We start from the raw sequence: 16,077 nt of genomic DNA on the forward strand, positions 1-16,077 counted from the left end.
GAAAGGCTGGCATTCATACGCGCAGAATCCTCGCCGCCTCCTCTGATGCCTACCGGGAGTCCATCCTTGGACTCGGGTAGGTTTGATGCGATTGCCCTGATATTTTCCCCGTTCGGAAAACCTGCCAACGCCACGCGCCGGCAGGCTTGGAAGGGCTGCGATCAGGTGTTCTGAATGACGATGTTGGGGAACTTCCCGCTCACGTCCTTGGCGCGCTCGGCCACCTTGACGGCAACGCGGCGGGCAATCGCCAGATACAACTCGGCGGCTCGCGAATCCGGCGCGCCAACCACGGTCGGCTTGCCGGTATCGGCCATTTCGCGGATCGCCAGTTCGAGCGGCAGGGCGCCGAGCAGTTCAGTGCCGTAATCCTTGCACATCTGCTCGCCGCCGCCCTGCCCGAAGATGTGCTCTTCGTGGCCGCACTTCGAGCAGATGTGGATGCTCATGTTTTCGATCAGGCCGAGGATCGGAATGCCGACCTTCTCGAACATCTTGAGCCCCTTGCATGCGTCGATCAGCGCGATGTCCTGCGGCGTGGTGACGATCACCGCACCGGTCACCGGCACCTTCTGCGCCAGCGTCAGCTGCGTGTCGCCGGTCCCCGGCGGCATATCGACGATCAGGTAGTCGAGTTCCTTCCAGTTCGTCTGGTTGAGCAGTTGCTCAAGCGCCTGCGTGACCATCGGGCCGCGCCAGACCATCGGCGAATCGACATCGACCATGAAGCCGATCGACATCGTCTGCACGCCGTACGTCGTGATCGGCTCCATCGACTTGCCGTCGCGCGTATCGGGCTGACGGCCGGCCAGACCGAGCATTTGCGGCACGGAGGGGCCGTAAATGTCGGCATCGAGCAGGCCGACCGAAGCCCCTTCCCGCGCCAGCGCCAGCGCCAGATTGACGGCCGTCGTGCTTTTGCCGACGCCGCCCTTGCCGGAAGCGACGGCGATGATGTTCTTGACGCCAGGCAACGGCTTCAGATTGCGCTGTACGGCGTGCGCCACGATATTGACTGACACGTTGGCTTCCACGCTGCCGACACCGGGCACCGCCTTGACCGCCGACTCCACGGCAAGGCGGATCGGCTCGAGCTGCGTCTTGGCCGGATAGCCGAGTTCGATATCGAGGGTGACCTTGTCACCGTCCACCTTGATGTTCCTGGCCGACCGCGTCGACACGAAATCCTTTTGCGTGTTGGGATCAATCAATCCCTGCAGCGCGGCCTGCACCGCCTCAATCGTTACTGCCATTGCTGACTCCTTGTTGAAATACCCGAGTAATTTTGTCCAGCTTAACCGAAAAACGGGAGGTGCTGCACTTTGCTAGAATGCGCATTCTGCCGCAAACGGCTCGCGCCGTTGCCGCGCAACCTCGACAATTTCAGACTGCACACCGTCCCATGACCCGAAAAATCCTTGTCACGTCCGCCCTGCCCTATGCCAATGGCGCCATCCATCTCGGCCACCTCGTCGAATACGTCCAGACCGATATCTGGGTGCGTTTCCAGAAGATGCAACCGAAGGACAAGGTCGCCGAATGCTGGTACGTCTGCGCCGACGACACGCACGGCACGCCGATCATGCTGCGCGCCGAAAAGGACGGCATCACACCCGAGGCGCTGATTGCCCGCGTGCATGGCGAGCACTTTCGCGATTTCTCGGGTTTCCACATCGCGTTCGACAACTACTACAGCACGCACTCGCCGGAAACGCAGGAATGCGCCAACACGATTTACGGCCGCCTGCAGAATGGGCAACTGATCGAGAAGCGCACCATCGAGCAATACTATGACCCGGTCAAGCAGATGTTCCTGCCGGACCGCTTCATCAAGGGCGAATGCCCGAAGTGCCACGCCAAGGATCAATACGGCGACAACTGCGAAGTCTGCGGTGCCGCCTATGCGCCGACCGACCTGATCGAACCGTTTTCGGCCGTCTCCGGCGCCAAGCCGGAACTGCGTAATTCCGACCATTACTTCTTCAAGCTCTCCGACCCGCGCTGCGAAGCCTTCCTGCGCCAGTACACCAGCAGCGGCGTGCTGCAGAACGAGGCCGCCAACAAGATGCAGGAATGGCTCGGCGCCCCCGGCGACAACAAGCTGACCGACTGGGACATTTCGCGCGACGCACCCTATTTCGGCTTCGAGATCCCCGGCGCACCGGGCAAGTATTTCTACGTCTGGCTCGACGCGCCGATCGGCTACATGGGCTCGTTCAAGAATCTGTGCGCGCAAAAGGGCATCGACTTCGACGAATACTGGAAACCGGACAGCACGACCGAGCTTTACCACTTCATCGGCAAGGACATTCTCTACTTCCACGCCCTGTTCTGGCCGGCCGAACTGGCGCACGCCGGTTTCCGCACGCCGAAAGGCATCTTCGCGCACGGTTTCCTGACCGTCGACGGCTCAAAAATGTCCAAGTCGCGCGGCACCTTCATCACCGCCGAGAGCTACCTGACCACCGGCCTCAACCCGGAATGGCTGCGCTACTACTACGCCGCCAAGCTGAACAGCACGATGGAAGACATCGACCTCAACCTCGAAGACTTCGTCGCCCGCGTCAACTCCGACCTCGTCGGCAAATACGTCAACATCGCCAGCCGCTGCGCCGGCTTCATCGGCAAGAAATTCGACGGCCAGCTGGCCAGCACCGATGCCGCCTGGCTCAAGCCGCTGCGCGATGCCGCTACCAACCTCGGCGAAGCCTACGAGGCCCGCGAATACAGCCGTGCCCTGCGCGAGATCATGGCGCTGGCCGACGTTGCTAACGTCTTCGTCAACGACAAAAAACCGTGGGAACTGGCCAAGCAGGAAGGCAAGGAAGCCGAACTGCATGCCGCCTGCTCGGAAGCCATCGAAGCCTTCCGCCTGCTGACGCTGTACCTGAAACCAGTGCTGCCGACCGTAGCCGCCGCCGTCGAAGCCTTCCTCAACATCGCGCCGCTCTGCTGGACCGACGCCGCCACCGCGTTGCCGGCCGGCCACACGATCAACGCCTACAGCCACCTGATGACGCGTGTCGATCCGAAGCTGATCACTGCGCTGGTCGAAGCCAATAAAGCTTCGCTCGCGCCTGCCGTCGAAGCCGCACCGCAGAAGCACGCCGAGAAGCAGGAAAAAGCCGCCGAAGTCGCCAAGGCGGCTGCGGAGGCCGGTCCGCACATCAGCATCGACGACTTCATGAAAGTCGATCTGCGCATTGCCAGGATCGTCGATGCCGGCCACGTCGAAGGCGCCGAAAAGCTGATCCGCCTCTCGCTCGACATCGGTGAAGAGAAACCTCGACAAGTCTTCGCCGGCATCAAGTCAGCCTACGACCCGGCCACGCTGATCGGCCGCATGACGGTCATGGTCGCCAACCTCGCGCCGCGCAAGATGAAATTCGGCATGAGCGAAGGCATGGTGATGGCCGCGTCCGACACCGACGGCAAGACCTCCGGCCTCTACCTTCTCTCGCCCGACTCTGGAGCCCAGCCCGGCATGCGCGTAAAATAACGCTCCATGCAGAAACCACAAACACCTCAGCGCCCTCGCTTGACGCTGAGGATTCTTTTTTTTGCCGCCTTCGATATCGCCGGAATGGTCCTTTTCGCCACCGGCGCCTTTTGGTTCGCCCAGCGTCAGCCGCTGTTCATTCCAGACTTCCCGTCCAGCCTGTTTGAAGCCGCCACCTCGGCGCTGGCGGGACTCGCGCTGATGTTCTGGTCGGCCGCACAAATTCTGCGCGAACTGCTCAAGCAGTCCGGCGCCACCGGACGGGAAGGCGATTAAGCCGATGCGCGCGCCCTGTCTCCTGACACCACGGTTCTCAAGTTACGGTAAGGAGTAGGGCGAAAAATGCGCGAATGGCAGGAAATTCACTGGATTCTTTTGCTCGTCCTCGGCTGGATCGGCCTGGGCGTGACCGGCCTCTTCGCCGCCCGCTGGTTCACCTTCGTGACACGCGTCCTCTTCCCGCTCGGCGCGGCCAACGGCCTGCTGCTCGCGCTGCTCGCCCTGACAGGCATGATGACCGGCCCGCAGGAAGCCATCCTGCCGTTCGGCCTGCCCGACCTGCCGTTCCACGTCCGCCTCGACGCGCTATCTGCCTTTTTCCTGCTCATTCTCGGCGCCGCCACGGCCGGCGTTTCGATCTACGCGTCCGGCTATTTCCGGCGCGAACAGGGCGCCTCGCCCGGCCTGCATTGTCTGCTCTATCACGTCTTCCTCGCCGGCATGGCCTTCGTCATGCTCGCCAATGACGCTTATGCCTTCATGGTCGCCTGGGAAACGATGGCGCTCGCCTCGTACTTTCTCGTCATCTCGGAGCACCGCCATGCCGAAATCCGCCGCGCCGGTTATCTTTTCCTGCTGATCGCCCACGTCGGCTCGGTCGGCATCCTGCTCTCGTTCGGGGTGATGGCCGGCAGCACCGGCGATTACACCTTCGACGCGATGCGCGCCTTCGACGGCGGTACATTCTGGGCGACCGCCGCCTTCCTGCTCGCCCTGTTCGGCTTCGGCGCCAAGGCCGGGCTGCTGCCATTGCACGCAGGCCTGCCGGGAGCCGACGTCGCCGCCCCGTCGCCAGTCGCGGCGCTGATGAGCGGGGTCATGGTCAAGACGGCGATTTACGGCACGCTACGCATCAGCTTCGACCTGCTCGGCACGCGGCTCTGGTGGTGGGGCGTGCTCGTCATCGCGCTCGGCCTGATCACCGCCCTGTTCGGCGTCATCTTCGCCGCCGTGCAAAGCGACATGAAGCGGCTGCTCGCTTATTCCTCGATCGAAAACATCGGCCTGATCTACGCCGGCATCGGCCTCACGCTCGTTTTCCACGCCTTCGCCATGAGCAACTTCGCGGCACTGGCGCTGACGGCAACGCTCTACCACTGCATCAACCACGCCTTTTTCAAGACACTGCTCTTCCTGTGCACCGGCTCGGTCCTGCATGCGACCGGCGAACGCAACCTCGGCAAGCTGGGCGGACTGATCCGCCACATGCCCTGGGTTTCCTGGCTGGCGCTGATCGGCATCCTCGGCGCCGCCGGCCTGCCGCCGCTCAACGGCTTTGTCTCCGAATGGCTGCTTCTGCAAGGCTTCCTGTTCACGCCCGGCCTGCCGCACGGTTATCTCAACATGCTGCTGCCGATCGCCGCCGCGACCATCGCGCTGACCGCCGCGCTGGCCGGCTACACGATGGTCAAATTTTTCGGCGTCACTTTCCTCGGCCAGCCACGCGAAGAACGCCTGTCGCAGGCCCGCGATGTCAGCCGCCTGAAGCGCATCGGCCTGCTTTGGCTGGCCAGCGGCTGCGTCCTGCTCGGCTTGCTGCCGAACATCGTCATCTCGCTGCTCGAACCGGTCACCAGCCTGCTCGTCAGCCAGGGACGCCAGCTCAACGCGGGCATGGAAAACTGGTGGCTGCTCGCCCCGATCAGCGAGGACCGCGCCAGCTACAGCCCGGCCATTTTCTTCGGCGGCATCCTGCTGCTGATCGGCGCGGCCTACCTGTGCATCAAACACGCCTTTCCGGCCGCCACGACGCGCGGCCCGGCCTGGGACTGCGGCTTTCCGATGCAGGACGGGCGCATGCAGGACACGGCCGAAGGCTTCAGCCAGCCGATCCGGCGCATCTTCTCGCCCTTCTTCCGCCGCACGTGCGAACTGCCGTCGCCGTTCGACCGGCAGCCGCATTACCGCAACATCGTCGAAGATCCGTTCTGGTACTGGCTCTATCTGCCCATCGCGCGACTCGTCGACCTCGTCTCGCGCTTTGTCGCCTTCCTGCAGCACGGGCGTATCGCCGTGTATCTGATGTACAGCTTCATTACGCTGCTCACCCTGCTCGTTTTGACCCGCTGATCGACTGAACCGATGAACCTCCACGCCCTCTTCGCCCAACTGCTCGAACTTCTGCTGGCGCTGCTGCTGGCGCCGGTGCTGGTCGGCTGGATCAACCAGTGCCGCGCCTGGCTGCAGAACCGTTCGGCGCCGCCCTTGCTGCAGCCGTGGTACACGCTGAACAAGCTGTTCCGCAAGGAAGTGCGGCTCGCAGACAACGCCTCGTCGCTGTTCCGCGCCGCGCCCTACATCGTCTTTTCCTGCATGGCGCTGGCCGCGGCCGTCGTGCCGACGCTGTCGACCGAACTCATCTTCTCGCCGGCCGCCGACGCAATTGCGCTGGTCGGCCTGTTTTCACTCGCCCGCGTGTTCATCGCACTGGCCGGCATGGATGTCGGCACGGCATTCGGCACGATGGGCTCGCGCCGCGAAATGCTGATCGGTTTTCTCGCCGAACCGGCCCTGCTGATGGTGTTCTTCACCGCCTCGCTGATTTCGCGCTCGACGTCGCTCGCCACCATCGTGCAGACGCTGGCCCACAGCGAGTTCGTCATCTACCCGAGCCTGGCTTTTGCCGGCATCGCCTTCGTCATGGTGCTGCTCGCCGAGAATGCTCGCGTGCCGGTCGACAACCCGAGCACGCACCTCGAACTGACGATGATCCACGAGGCGATGATCCTCGAATATTCGGGCCGTCATCTGGCCCTCTTCGAATGGGCGTCGAGCCTCAAGCTGTTCGCCTATTCGTGCCTCGGCATCGCGCTCTTCTTCCCGTTCGGCATTCCCGAGTCGTCCGGATTTCTTGCCCTGTTCACGGCCGGCGGGACGATGCTGCTCAAGCTGATTGGCGGCGGCTTCGGCCTCGCCCTGATCGAAACGCTGAGCGCCAAGATGCGCGTCTTCCGCGCTCCGGAATATCTCGGCACGGCCTTCCTGTTCGCCGTGCTGGCCATGCTCGTGCACCTCTTGCTGGAGACCGGCGCATGACCGAAACCGCCATCCTGCCGATCCCGCTGAGCGGCCAGCTGATCAACCTGTGCGCCGCGCTGATGCTGCTGCTCGGCTTCGCCATGCTGGCGCAACGCCGCATCCTGACGCTGATCAATCTGTTCATGCTGCAAGGCGGCGCGCTATTCGCCTCGACCGTCATCGCCGCGCATTCGACCGGCCAGCACCACCTCTACTGGTCGGCGGCGATCACGCTGCTGCTCAAGGTGATCGGGCTGCCGTGGATCCTGCACCGGCTGATCCGGCGACTGTCGGTCAAATGGGACGTCGAGACGCTGCTCAACATCCCGACGACAATGCTGATCGGCATCGTGCTCGTCGTCATCTCGTTCAACGTCGCGCAGCCGATCTCGCAGCTCTCCGGCACGATCATGCGCGCCACGATCGGCATCGCGCTCGCCTGCACGCTGCTCTCGTTCCTGATGATGATCACGCGCAGCAAGGCCGTGCCGCAGGTGATCGCCTTCCTGGCCATGGAAAACAGCCTGTTCTTTGCCGCCACCAGCGCCACCTACGGCATGCCGATGGTCGTCGAACTGGGCATCGCGCTCGACGTGCTGGTCGGCATGGTCATCCTCGGCGTGTTCTTCTTCCAGATCCGCGAGCAATTCGACAGCCTCGACATCCGGCAGATGGAAAAGATCAAGGAGGAATGACCGGCATGATCGAATTGGCACTTGTTCTGACGATTCCGCTGGCGACGGCGCTGGTCCTCGCCCTCTGGGGCCACCGCGCCTGTGCTGCGCTGATCAACGCCGGCGGCGGACTGCTGACGCTCGTCGCCGCTGGCGCGCTAACCTGCCGCGTCATCAACGAAGGAAACCTGACACTGTTCAGCGACCAGTTCTACGTCGACCCGCTCAACGTTTTCCTGATCGCGCTGACGGCGCTGGTCGGCTTCACGACGGCGCTCTTTTCCCAACCCTACATGCGCGTCGAACACGACGAAGGCAAGCTTTCCGGCGGACGCCTGCGCCTCTACCACAGCATGTTCCAGCTCTTCATGGCGGCCATGCTGGTTGCGCTGTCGACCAACAACCTCGGCATTCTGTGGGTGTCGATGGAAGCGGCAACGCTGACGACGGTGCTGCTCGTCGCGCTCTACCGCACGCCGGAGAGCCTCGAAGCGGCGTGGAAGTACTTCATCCTGTGCGGCGTCGGCATCGCCCAGGCGCTGTTCGGCACCATCCTGCTCTACTTCGCCGCCGAACGCGTGCTCGGCCATGCCGGCGGCGCCTTGCTGTGGACGAACCTGAGCGTCGTGCGGGCCTCGCTCGAACCGACCATCCTGTCGCTCGCCTTCGTTTTCCTGCTCGTCGGCTACGGCACCAAGACCGGCCTCGTGCCGCTGCACAGCTGGCTGCCCGACGCCCACGCCGAAGGCCCGACGCCGGTTTCCGCCGTGCTCTCCGGCCTGCTGCTCAACGTCGCCCTGTACGCCATCATCCGTTGCAAGGTGCTCGTCGACGGCGCACTGGGGACGCATTTCGCCGGCAACCTGATGATGGGTTTCGGGCTGCTCACCGTCGTCGTCTCGGCGTTTTACCTGTCGCGGCAGCGCGACATCAAGCGCCTGTTCGGCTATTCGTCGATCGAACACATGGGGCTGATCACCTTCGCCTTCGGCATGGGCGGCCCGGTCGCCAGCTTCGCCGGACTGCTGCACATGACCGTGCATTCGCTGACCAAGTCGGCGATCTTCTTCGCCGTCGGCCACGCCGCGCAAATGGCCGGCACCAAGGTCATCGAGGACATTCGCGGCCTGATCAAGCGCTCGCCGACCATCGGCTGGGGGCTGATGCTCGGCACGCTGGCCATCCTCGGCATGCCGCCGTTCGGCGTATTCACCAGCGAATTCATGATCCTGACCACCGCGATCAAGCACTACCCTTGGGCCACGCCGCTCCTGCTCGCCGCGCTCGGCGTCGCCTTCGCCGCCATGTTCGGCAAGGTGCAGGAAATGGCCTTCGGCGAACCGACCGTAAAACCGCTCGCCCACAACCCGGCGCTGCTGCCGGTGTTCATCCACCTCGGGCTGGTGCTGATGCTCGGGCTGTGGATTCCGCCCTACCTCGCCGACTGGTACCGGCAGGCGGCGCAACTGGTCGGCCAAGGATGAACGACATGAGCGAAACCGCGCAATTCTTCGACCTGCCCATCACGTTCACGCGGCAGCCCGAGCATGTGTTCCCGGCCTGGGAAGCCGAAGCGGACGAAGCCGCACTGGAAGAATTCTGCATCGCCGCCCACCGCGCCGGACGGCGGCTCGTCGCCCTCTGGGGTTGCGACAAGCGCGATCGCCAGCCGGACGTTCCCGCACGCGGCTTCGCCCTGCACGTTGCGCTCGACCTCGCGGAAGGACTGGCCTGCTTGACGCTGCCGATGGACGCCTGCGCGCCGCGCTTCCCCGACCTCGCGCCCATTTTCCCGAGCGCCGGACGGCTGCAACGCGCCGTGCGCGACATGATCGGCGCCGAACCGGTGTCCAGCGAATACCCCACCGACCTGCGCCCGTGGCTGCGCCACGCCAACTGGCCGGCCGACTACTTCCCGCTCCGCCACGACACTCCCGATGCCAGTTTTCCCGCGCAGAACGAAACGTACGGCTTCGTGCGCGTTGACGGCGACGGCGTGCACGAAGTCGCGGTCGGCCCGATCCACGCCGGCGTCATCGAGCCGGGGCATTTCCGCTTCTCGGCGATGGGCGAGCGCGTGCTGCGCCTCGAAGAGCGCCTCGGCTGGAAACACAAGGGAATCGAACGGCGCTTTGTCGGCATGGCGCTGGCCGAAGGCGCCCGCCTCGCCGGCCGCGTCTCCGGCGACACCACCGTCGCCTACGCCTGGGCTTACAGTCAGGCGGCCGAAGCGATCGCCGGCGTCACGCCGCCGGCCCGCGCGATCTGGCTGCGCGCCCTGCTGCTGGAGCGCGAACGCATCGCCAACCACCTCGGCGACCTCGGCGGCATGGCCAACGACGTCGCCTTCAGCTTCGGCCTGATGCAGTTCTCGCGCCTCAAGGAAGACTGGCTGCGCCTCAACGCCCGCCTGTTCGGTCACCGCTACCTGATGGACCGGATCGTACCGGGCGGCATCGCCATCGACCTCAGCGCATCGGGCGCGGCCGAACTCATCGAGCAGTGCGACACCATCCAGCGTGAAGTGCGCGCGCTGAAAGCGATCTACGACGAGCACGCCGGATTGCAGGACCGCTTCCTCACCACCGGCCACTTGGCGCCGGAACGCGCCAGACAACTTGGCACCATCGGCCTCGTTGGGCGCGCCAGCGACCAGCACTGGGATCTGCGCGTCGATCACCCCTGTGCGCCTTACGACGAATTGGAAACGCGCGTCGCCACACACGCAAACGGCGACGTGGCGGCCCGAGCGCTGGTGCGCTTCGCCGAGCTCAATGAATCGCTGCATCTGATCCGCAAGATTTTAAGCGGCATGCCGTCCGGCGACATCCGTTGCGACGTGCGCAGCGCTCCCGAGCGGCGCGGATTCGGCTGGATCGAAGGCTGGCGCGGCGACGTGCTGGTGATGGTGGAGACGGGGCTGGACGGCAAGATTCGCCGCTGCCATTGCCACGACCCGTCCTGGCACAACTGGATCGCACTTGAACACGCCGCCATCGACAATATCGTTCCCGACTTCCCGGTGATCAACAAGTCGTTCAATCTCTCCTACGCAGGACCGGATCTTTAAGGCGCCCACATGATTCCGATACTCAGGCAGATTTTCCGCACCGGCATCGTCAGCGAACCGCTGCCGCCCGCCGATGAAGCGCTGCGCGCCGCCACGCAACGGCTCTCGGCCGCGATCACCGAACACCTCGGCCGTGCGCTCGTCATCCGCCACGTCGATGCCGGCTCCTGCAACGCCTGCGAACTCGAAATCCACGCGCTCGGCAACCCGTACTACAACATCGAGGCGGCCGGCATCAAATTCGCCGCCAGCCCGCGCCACGCCGACATGTTGCTCGTCACCGGGCCGGTCGCCAAGAACATGGAAGTTGCGCTCAAGCGCGCCTACGACGCGATGCCGGAACCGAAACTCGTCGTCGCCGCCGGCGACTGCGGCTGCACCGGCGGCATTTTTGGCGAGAGCTACGCCTGCTGCGGCCGCGTCGCCAACGTCCTGCCCGTCGACGTCAGCATTCCCGGCTGCCCGCCGACACCGCTGCAACTGATCGAAGGCATCCTGGCCGCGATTTCGCCCGGAACAACGCTGTCGACGTCGCGATCGATAGACCGCTCAACAATGAGCGCCCCTGGAAGCAACGGTTAAAAGCACTTTCGACGCAGAGTTCACAGAGGTACAGAGAACGCAGAGAGAAAGGGGTGAGCCGCCCGTGGATGAAGCGGGCGGGTTGCTTACTTCGGCCGCGCGCCGGTCGGGAAAGGCCAGGCGCCCGTTGGATTGAGCGCCGACTTGAGTCCGGGAGTGGCGGCCGTCGACGGCCGGGCCTTCGCCGGCGCCTCAGCAGCTTCCGTCTTCTTGGTAACGCCTTTGGCGGCCGGCTTTTCGGCCTTGACCTTTTCCGTCTTGGCTGTTTTGGGGGCAGCAGACTTCTCTGCAGCTTTTTCAGCCGTTTTCTTTTCGGTGGTCTTCGCCTTACTCGCCGCTGATTTTTCAGCACCTGCCTTCGGCGCCGCCTTGGTTACGCTTTTTTTCGCCGGGACGGCTTTCTTGGGATCGGCGGCAACGGCTTCCTTGCTTGACGTTTTGGGGACGGCGGAGGCCTTCGTCTTGGCGACCGGCGTTGCCGCGACAGTCGTCTTCGTCGCTGCCGTTTTTTCCACAACGGCTTTCACGGCGGGCGCCTTGGCGACTTTCTTGACGGCAGGCTTTTTCACGGCGGGGGCCTTGGTCGTGGTTTTCTTTTCGACGGCCGGTGCAGGCTTGGCCGCTTCCGTATCGACCTTGCCCGGCGTCGGCTTTGCTGCCTTGCTGACGGCCGACTTCGTTGCCGCCGTTTTCGCATCGACCGTCGTCGTCTTTTTGGCGGCGGGTTTAGCCGCGGCTACGGGTTTCTTCGCACTTGTTGCCATGTAACCTCCTTTGCTGATGTCAAGGGGACTGCTCGCTGCAACGCTGCAAGACCGGCGACCTGCGCGGGCCAATGAAGGAACACGCTTCCGGTGAAGGAAATCCGTAAGAGACTGGTCGAAGATAACGTCGCCAACCTTCCGCACGGCTGGCCGGTTACGCTGGATTCTAGTGATCGCCAAGTGCTTGATGCAAGAGGAATTTTGCCAATTCCTCCGGCATTGTCTCGACTTGTCGCAATTCGGCGACGTGGCGCTCCAGCAAAAACCGATCGCATATCGAAAAGAAACAATGGATACGCCGCTCAAGCCGGCGTCAGCTTGGCATATTCGAGCGCCAGCCATTTCATGCCGTGCGCGCCGAAATTCACCTGCACGCGCGCATCGCCGCCCCGGCCCTCGGAGGAAACGATGACGCCCTGCCCGAACTTGGCGTGCTGCACGCTCTGGCCGATGCGGAAGCCGCCGACGCTCTCGCTGCCGGCGCGAGATACGCGCGCTGACGAAGCAGGCGAGGCCACCGATTTGGCCGGCGCGGCGGCATAGGTCGCCGCATGGCCGACCTTGCGCAACAGCTCCTCCGGCAATTCCTCGAAAAACGCGGACGGCAGGCAGTAGCGCGTCTGGCCGTGCAGCATGCGCGTTTGCGCGTGCGTCAGGTACAAGCGTTTGCGGGCGCGCGTCACCGCGACATACATGAGCCGCCGCTCTTCTTCGAGCCCGTCCCGCTCCTGCGTGGAGTTGTCATGCGGGAACAGCCCGTGCTCCAGGCCGGTGATGAACACAACATCGAATTCCAGCCCCTTGGCGGCATGCACGGTCATCAGCTGCACCGCCTCCTGCCCCTCGCCGGCCTGATGTTCCCCGGCCTCGAGCGACGCATGCGCGAGGAAAGAGGCCACCGGATTGGTCTGCGCCGGATCGACAGCCATCCCCGATGCCGCCTCGCCCTCTTCCTGCACGAAGCTGGTCGCCGCGTTGATCAATTCGTCGAGGTTTTCCAGCCGCTCGCGCCCTTCTTTTTCGGCCAGGTAATGCTGACGCAGGCCGCTCTTTTCGATCAGATGCTCGATGATTTCGGGCAGCGGCAGGTTTTCCGTCTCGGCGCGCAAGGTTTCGATCAGCCGGATGAAGTTGCCAACCGCCGCGCCAGCCTTGCCGGAAAGGCTGGCGGCGGCGTTGTACAAACTCGAATTGGCGCGGTGCGCCGCTTCCTGCAAGGCTTCGAGGCTGCGGCTGCCGATGCCGCGCGTCGGGAAATTGACGACGCGCGAAAACGCCGTGTCGTCGTCGGGATTGGCGAGCAGACGCAGATAAGCCAGCGCGTGCTTCACCTCCTGCCGGTCGAAGAAGCGCAGACCGCCATAGACGCGGTACGGCACGCTCGCCGTGAATAGCTGGTGTTCGAGTACGCGCGACTGGGCGTTCGAGCGGTAAAGCAGCGCGATCTGGTTGCGCGGGAAACCGTCGCGCACGAGCTCGCGCACTTCGTCGACGACAAAGCGCGCTTCATCGAGGTCGGAGAATCCTTCGAACACGCGGATCGGCTCGCCCGCCCCGGCATCGGTCCACAGGTTCTTGCCCAGACGGCCGCGGTTGTTCTTGATCAACGCATTGGCCGCATCGAGGATGTTGCCGTGCGAACGGTAGTTTTGCTCAAGGCGAATGACATTCTTGACGGCGAACTCGCGCTCCAGATCGCGCATGTTGCCGACCTCGGCGCCGCGGAAGGCGTAGATCGACTGGTCGTCGTCGCCGACGGCGAAAAGGCAGGCGCCATTGGCCAGCGGCTCGGCGCCGTCGTGGCCGGCCAGCAGCTTGAGCCAAGCATATTGCAGGCGGTTGGTGTCCTGGAACTCGTCGACGAGGATGTGCCGGAAACGCTCCTGGTAGTGGCGGCGCAACGGCTCGTTGCGCACCAGCAGTTCATAGGTGCGCAGCAGCAGTTCGGCAAAGTCGACAACGCCCTCGCGCTGGCATTGCGCGTCGTATTCGGCGTACAGCTCGACGCGCCGGCGCGTGTAGTCGTCATAGACCTCGGCCTGCGCGGCGCGAATGCCCTGCTCCTTGTGCGCGTTGATGAAATGCGCCAGCTCGCGCGGCGGGAATTTTTCCTCATCGACGTTGAGATTCTTCAAGAGGCGCTTGATCGCCGAAAGCTGGTCGGCCGAGTCGAGAATCTGGAACAGCGCCGGCAGACCAGCCTCACGGTGATGCGCGCGCAACAGGCGGTTGCACAAGCCATGGAAGGTGCCGATCCACATGCCGCGCGTATTGATCGGCAGCATCGCCGAAAGGCGCGCCAGCATCTCCTTCGCCGCCTTGTTGGTGAAGGTCACGGCCAGAATGCCGTGCGGCCCGACCTGCCCGGTCGAAATCAGCCAGGCGATGCGCGTTGTCAGTACGCGCGTCTTGCCGCTGCCGGCGCCGGCCAGGATCAGCGCATGCTGCGGCGGCAGGGTGACGGCGGCAAGTTGTTCGGGGTTCAGGTTGGCGAGGAGGTCGGACATGGGGAAACGGAGTCTCGTGAAAGCAAGCGGCGATTATACCGGCCGCTCGGCACTGACTCCGGCCAGAACGCCAATGCATCCACGCCGTCCGCGCTTGAGCAGCTTTTTGAGGCGCCTTTCGGCGTCCGTCCGCGATGACGACGCATGTTCGAGAAACGCATTGCACGCCGCCCAACGCCCGTCGGCCTCATAAACGGCCGCCACGGCACGGCCACCGTCCACCGTCGTCACCACCGACAAGGGTTCGGACGCATCCCCCTGGCGCCACGATGCGGCCACCAGATCCATCGCCTCGTCCTGCGGCACGCAGAGACCGATCAGGGCATCGACGGGGGAAACATACGTATCGCGCACAATCGCCGGAAAGTAGCGTTTTGCTGAAACATTTTTCATGGCCGAATCTTCTAACACGCGCTGGCTGCCTTGTAAAACGCTCGACGGGCAAGGCAAAATCGCCCTTTCTCGGAGTAGACGCTGATGCAACGCCTGATGCAGTTTGACCTCGTAATCGTTGGCGGCGGCCTCGCCGGCCTCGCCTTGGCCGGCGCCCTGCGCGACACGCGACTGAAGATCGCGCTCGTTGAAGAACACCCGCCGAAGCGCCCCGCCACAGCGGGAGACTGGGATGCCCGGGTCTATGCGATCACCCCGGCCAACGCCCGCTTTCTCCAGAAAATCGGCGCCTGGAAGCACCTCGACAAGACGCGCCTCGCACCGATCCATGCCATGCAGGTGCACGGCGACGGCGGCGCCCGTCTCGATTTTTCCGCCTACGAAACCGGCGTCGACGAACTCGGCTGGATCATCGAGTCCTCGCACATGGCGTGCGAGCTGTGGGAAAACGTCAAGCGGCAGAGCAACCTCACCCTGTTCTGCCCGGCACGGCCGCGCGCCCTCGCCATCTCGGACGCCGCCGCCGAACTGACGCTCGACGACGGTCAGAAGCTGAGCGCCGCGCTCCTCGTCGGCGCCGACGGGCGCGACTCGTGGGTACGCGAAACGGCCGGGCTTTCGGCGCTCAACACGCCTTACGGCGAGATGGGCGTCGTCGCCAATTTCGCCTGCGAGAAACCGCATCGCGGCATCGCCCGCCAGTGGTTCTGCCGCGACGGCGTTCTCGCCTGGCTGCCCTTGCCGGGCGAGCGTATTTCGATCGTCTGGTCGACGCCGGAAGCGCACGCCACCGAACTGCTCGCGCTGTCGCCCGAAGCGCTTTGCGAACGCGTCGCAGAGGCCGGCGGACAAGAACTCGGCCGGCTCTCGCCGCTCACCGCGCCAGCCGCCTTCCCGCTGCGCCTGATGCGCGTCCCGCGCACCGTTGCGCCGCGCCTCGCCCTGATCGGCGACGCCGCGCATGGCATTCATCCGCTGTCGGGGCACGGCATCAATCTCGGCTATCAGGACGCCGAAACACTGGCCGGATTGCTCGCCGCCACGCCCGACTGGCAAGACATCGGCAGCGAACGCTTGCTGCGCCGCTACCAGCGCGCCCGGCGCGAGGAAACGGTGCTCATGCAAACCACGACGCACGCCTTGCACGAGCTTTTTCGTGAGACACTGCCCGGCATTCCGGCGCTACGCAACCTCGGGCTGAGCCTGACCAACCGGCTGCCCATCGCCAAGAACCTGCTCGTGCGCTACGCGCTCGGCGCCCTTTAAACCGACCCCTTTTGCGCTGCATAGC

Annotated in this window: 13 protein-coding genes; 9 read left to right on the top strand and 4 right to left on the bottom strand. The window is 64.2% G+C overall.

Features of this window, described 5'->3' with window-relative positions:
• Nucleotides 1-161: 161 nt before the first annotated feature.
• The gene (gene apbC / locus GH659_RS13250; RefSeq protein WP_153111914.1) at nt 162-1,253 is read right to left on the bottom strand and encodes an iron-sulfur cluster carrier protein ApbC; all 1,092 of its coding nucleotides are present in this window, start codon (nt 1,251-1,253) and stop codon (nt 162-164) included.
• Between the two features lie 149 nt (nt 1,254-1,402).
• Between apbC and metG the strand changes: the two genes are divergently transcribed.
• From metG to GH659_RS13290, 8 genes are all read left to right on the top strand, one after another.
• On the top strand, nt 1,403-3,499 hold the full coding sequence (metG, locus tag GH659_RS13255) for a methionine--tRNA ligase (RefSeq protein WP_153111915.1): 2,097 nt from the start codon (nt 1,403-1,405) through the stop codon (nt 3,497-3,499).
• Between the two features lie 6 nt (nt 3,500-3,505).
• Nucleotides 3,506-3,775 carry a hypothetical protein gene (locus tag GH659_RS13260; protein ID WP_153111916.1) on the top strand — a complete coding sequence of 90 codons (270 nt, stop codon included), beginning with the start codon at nt 3,506-3,508 and terminating at the stop codon, nt 3,773-3,775.
• A 66-nt stretch (nt 3,776-3,841) separates the two neighbouring features.
• Nucleotides 3,842-5,848, top strand: a complete 2,007-nt coding sequence (gene hyfB, locus GH659_RS13265; RefSeq protein WP_153111917.1) for a hydrogenase 4 subunit B — start codon at nt 3,842-3,844, stop codon at nt 5,846-5,848.
• Between the two features lie 12 nt (nt 5,849-5,860).
• Complete coding sequence (locus GH659_RS13270; protein ID WP_153111918.1) at nt 5,861-6,814, top strand: respiratory chain complex I subunit 1 family protein; 954 nt, start codon at nt 5,861-5,863, stop codon at nt 6,812-6,814.
• The gene (locus GH659_RS13275; protein WP_153111919.1) at nt 6,811-7,491 is read left to right on the top strand and encodes a formate hydrogenlyase; all 681 of its coding nucleotides are present in this window, start codon (nt 6,811-6,813) and stop codon (nt 7,489-7,491) included. Before GH659_RS13270 ends, GH659_RS13275 begins: the two co-directional genes overlap by 4 nt.
• Nucleotides 7,488-8,954 carry a hydrogenase 4 subunit F gene (locus GH659_RS13280; protein WP_246167857.1) on the top strand — a complete coding sequence of 489 codons (1,467 nt, stop codon included), beginning with the start codon at nt 7,488-7,490 and terminating at the stop codon, nt 8,952-8,954. Before GH659_RS13275 ends, GH659_RS13280 begins: the two co-directional genes overlap by 4 nt.
• 5 nt (nt 8,955-8,959) lie before the next feature.
• Nucleotides 8,960-10,540 carry a hydrogenase large subunit gene (locus GH659_RS13285; protein ID WP_153111921.1) on the top strand — a complete coding sequence of 527 codons (1,581 nt, stop codon included), beginning with the start codon at nt 8,960-8,962 and terminating at the stop codon, nt 10,538-10,540.
• A 9-nt stretch (nt 10,541-10,549) separates the two neighbouring features.
• Nucleotides 10,550-11,122, top strand: coding sequence for an NADH-quinone oxidoreductase subunit B family protein (locus GH659_RS13290; RefSeq protein WP_153111922.1), 573 nt, complete (start codon nt 10,550-10,552; stop codon nt 11,120-11,122).
• Between the two features lie 86 nt (nt 11,123-11,208).
• Here GH659_RS13290 and GH659_RS13295 read toward each other — a convergent pair whose 3' ends face one another.
• The 3 genes from GH659_RS13295 to GH659_RS13305 form a co-directional block, all read right to left on the bottom strand.
• Nucleotides 11,209-11,886, bottom strand: a complete 678-nt coding sequence (locus GH659_RS13295; RefSeq protein ID WP_153111923.1) for a histone — start codon at nt 11,884-11,886, stop codon at nt 11,209-11,211.
• A gap of 302 nt (nt 11,887-12,188) precedes the next feature.
• Complete coding sequence (locus GH659_RS13300; RefSeq protein ID WP_153111924.1) at nt 12,189-14,393, bottom strand: UvrD-helicase domain-containing protein; 2,205 nt, start codon at nt 14,391-14,393, stop codon at nt 12,189-12,191.
• Between the two features lie 33 nt (nt 14,394-14,426).
• Nucleotides 14,427-14,786: a hypothetical protein gene (locus tag GH659_RS13305; RefSeq protein ID WP_153111925.1), complete on the bottom strand. Its 360-nt coding sequence runs from the start codon at nt 14,784-14,786 to the stop codon at nt 14,427-14,429.
• A gap of 96 nt (nt 14,787-14,882) precedes the next feature.
• Between GH659_RS13305 and GH659_RS13310 the strand changes: the two genes are divergently transcribed.
• On the top strand, nt 14,883-16,052 hold the full coding sequence (locus tag GH659_RS13310) for a UbiH/UbiF family hydroxylase (RefSeq protein WP_153111956.1): 1,170 nt from the start codon (nt 14,883-14,885) through the stop codon (nt 16,050-16,052).
• Nucleotides 16,053-16,077: the final 25 nt, after the last annotated feature.

Origin of the sequence: Propionivibrio limicola (assembly GCF_009469695.1) — a bacterium.
GTDB classification, from domain to species: domain Bacteria; phylum Pseudomonadota; class Gammaproteobacteria; order Burkholderiales; family Rhodocyclaceae; genus Propionivibrio; species Propionivibrio limicola.

What these genes read in the sequence shown, in the direction of transcription:
- GH659_RS13285 (WP_153111921.1), top strand. Translation starts at nt 8,960, where the DNA reads ATGAGCGAAACCGCGCAATTCTTCGACCTGCCCATCACGTTCACGCGG.
- GH659_RS13260 (WP_153111916.1), top strand. Translation starts at nt 3,506, where the DNA reads ATGCAGAAACCACAAACACCTCAGCGCCCTCGCTTGACGCTGAGGATT.
- metG (WP_153111915.1), top strand. Translation starts at nt 1,403, where the DNA reads ATGACCCGAAAAATCCTTGTCACGTCCGCCCTGCCCTATGCCAATGGC.
- GH659_RS13290 (WP_153111922.1), top strand. Translation starts at nt 10,550, where the DNA reads ATGATTCCGATACTCAGGCAGATTTTCCGCACCGGCATCGTCAGCGAA.
- GH659_RS13275 (WP_153111919.1), top strand. Translation starts at nt 6,811, where the DNA reads ATGACCGAAACCGCCATCCTGCCGATCCCGCTGAGCGGCCAGCTGATC.
- GH659_RS13300 (WP_153111924.1), bottom strand. Translation starts at nt 14,393, where the DNA reads ATGTCCGACCTCCTCGCCAACCTGAACCCCGAACAACTTGCCGCCGTC.
- apbC (WP_153111914.1), bottom strand. Translation starts at nt 1,253, where the DNA reads ATGGCAGTAACGATTGAGGCGGTGCAGGCCGCGCTGCAGGGATTGATT.
- GH659_RS13305 (WP_153111925.1), bottom strand. Translation starts at nt 14,786, where the DNA reads ATGAAAAATGTTTCAGCAAAACGCTACTTTCCGGCGATTGTGCGCGAT.
- GH659_RS13280 (WP_246167857.1), top strand. Translation starts at nt 7,488, where the DNA reads ATGACCGGCATGATCGAATTGGCACTTGTTCTGACGATTCCGCTGGCG.
- GH659_RS13295 (WP_153111923.1), bottom strand. Translation starts at nt 11,886, where the DNA reads ATGGCAACAAGTGCGAAGAAACCCGTAGCCGCGGCTAAACCCGCCGCC.
- GH659_RS13310 (WP_153111956.1), top strand. Translation starts at nt 14,883, where the DNA reads ATGCAGTTTGACCTCGTAATCGTTGGCGGCGGCCTCGCCGGCCTCGCC.
- hyfB (WP_153111917.1), top strand. Translation starts at nt 3,842, where the DNA reads ATGCGCGAATGGCAGGAAATTCACTGGATTCTTTTGCTCGTCCTCGGC.
- GH659_RS13270 (WP_153111918.1), top strand. Translation starts at nt 5,861, where the DNA reads ATGAACCTCCACGCCCTCTTCGCCCAACTGCTCGAACTTCTGCTGGCG.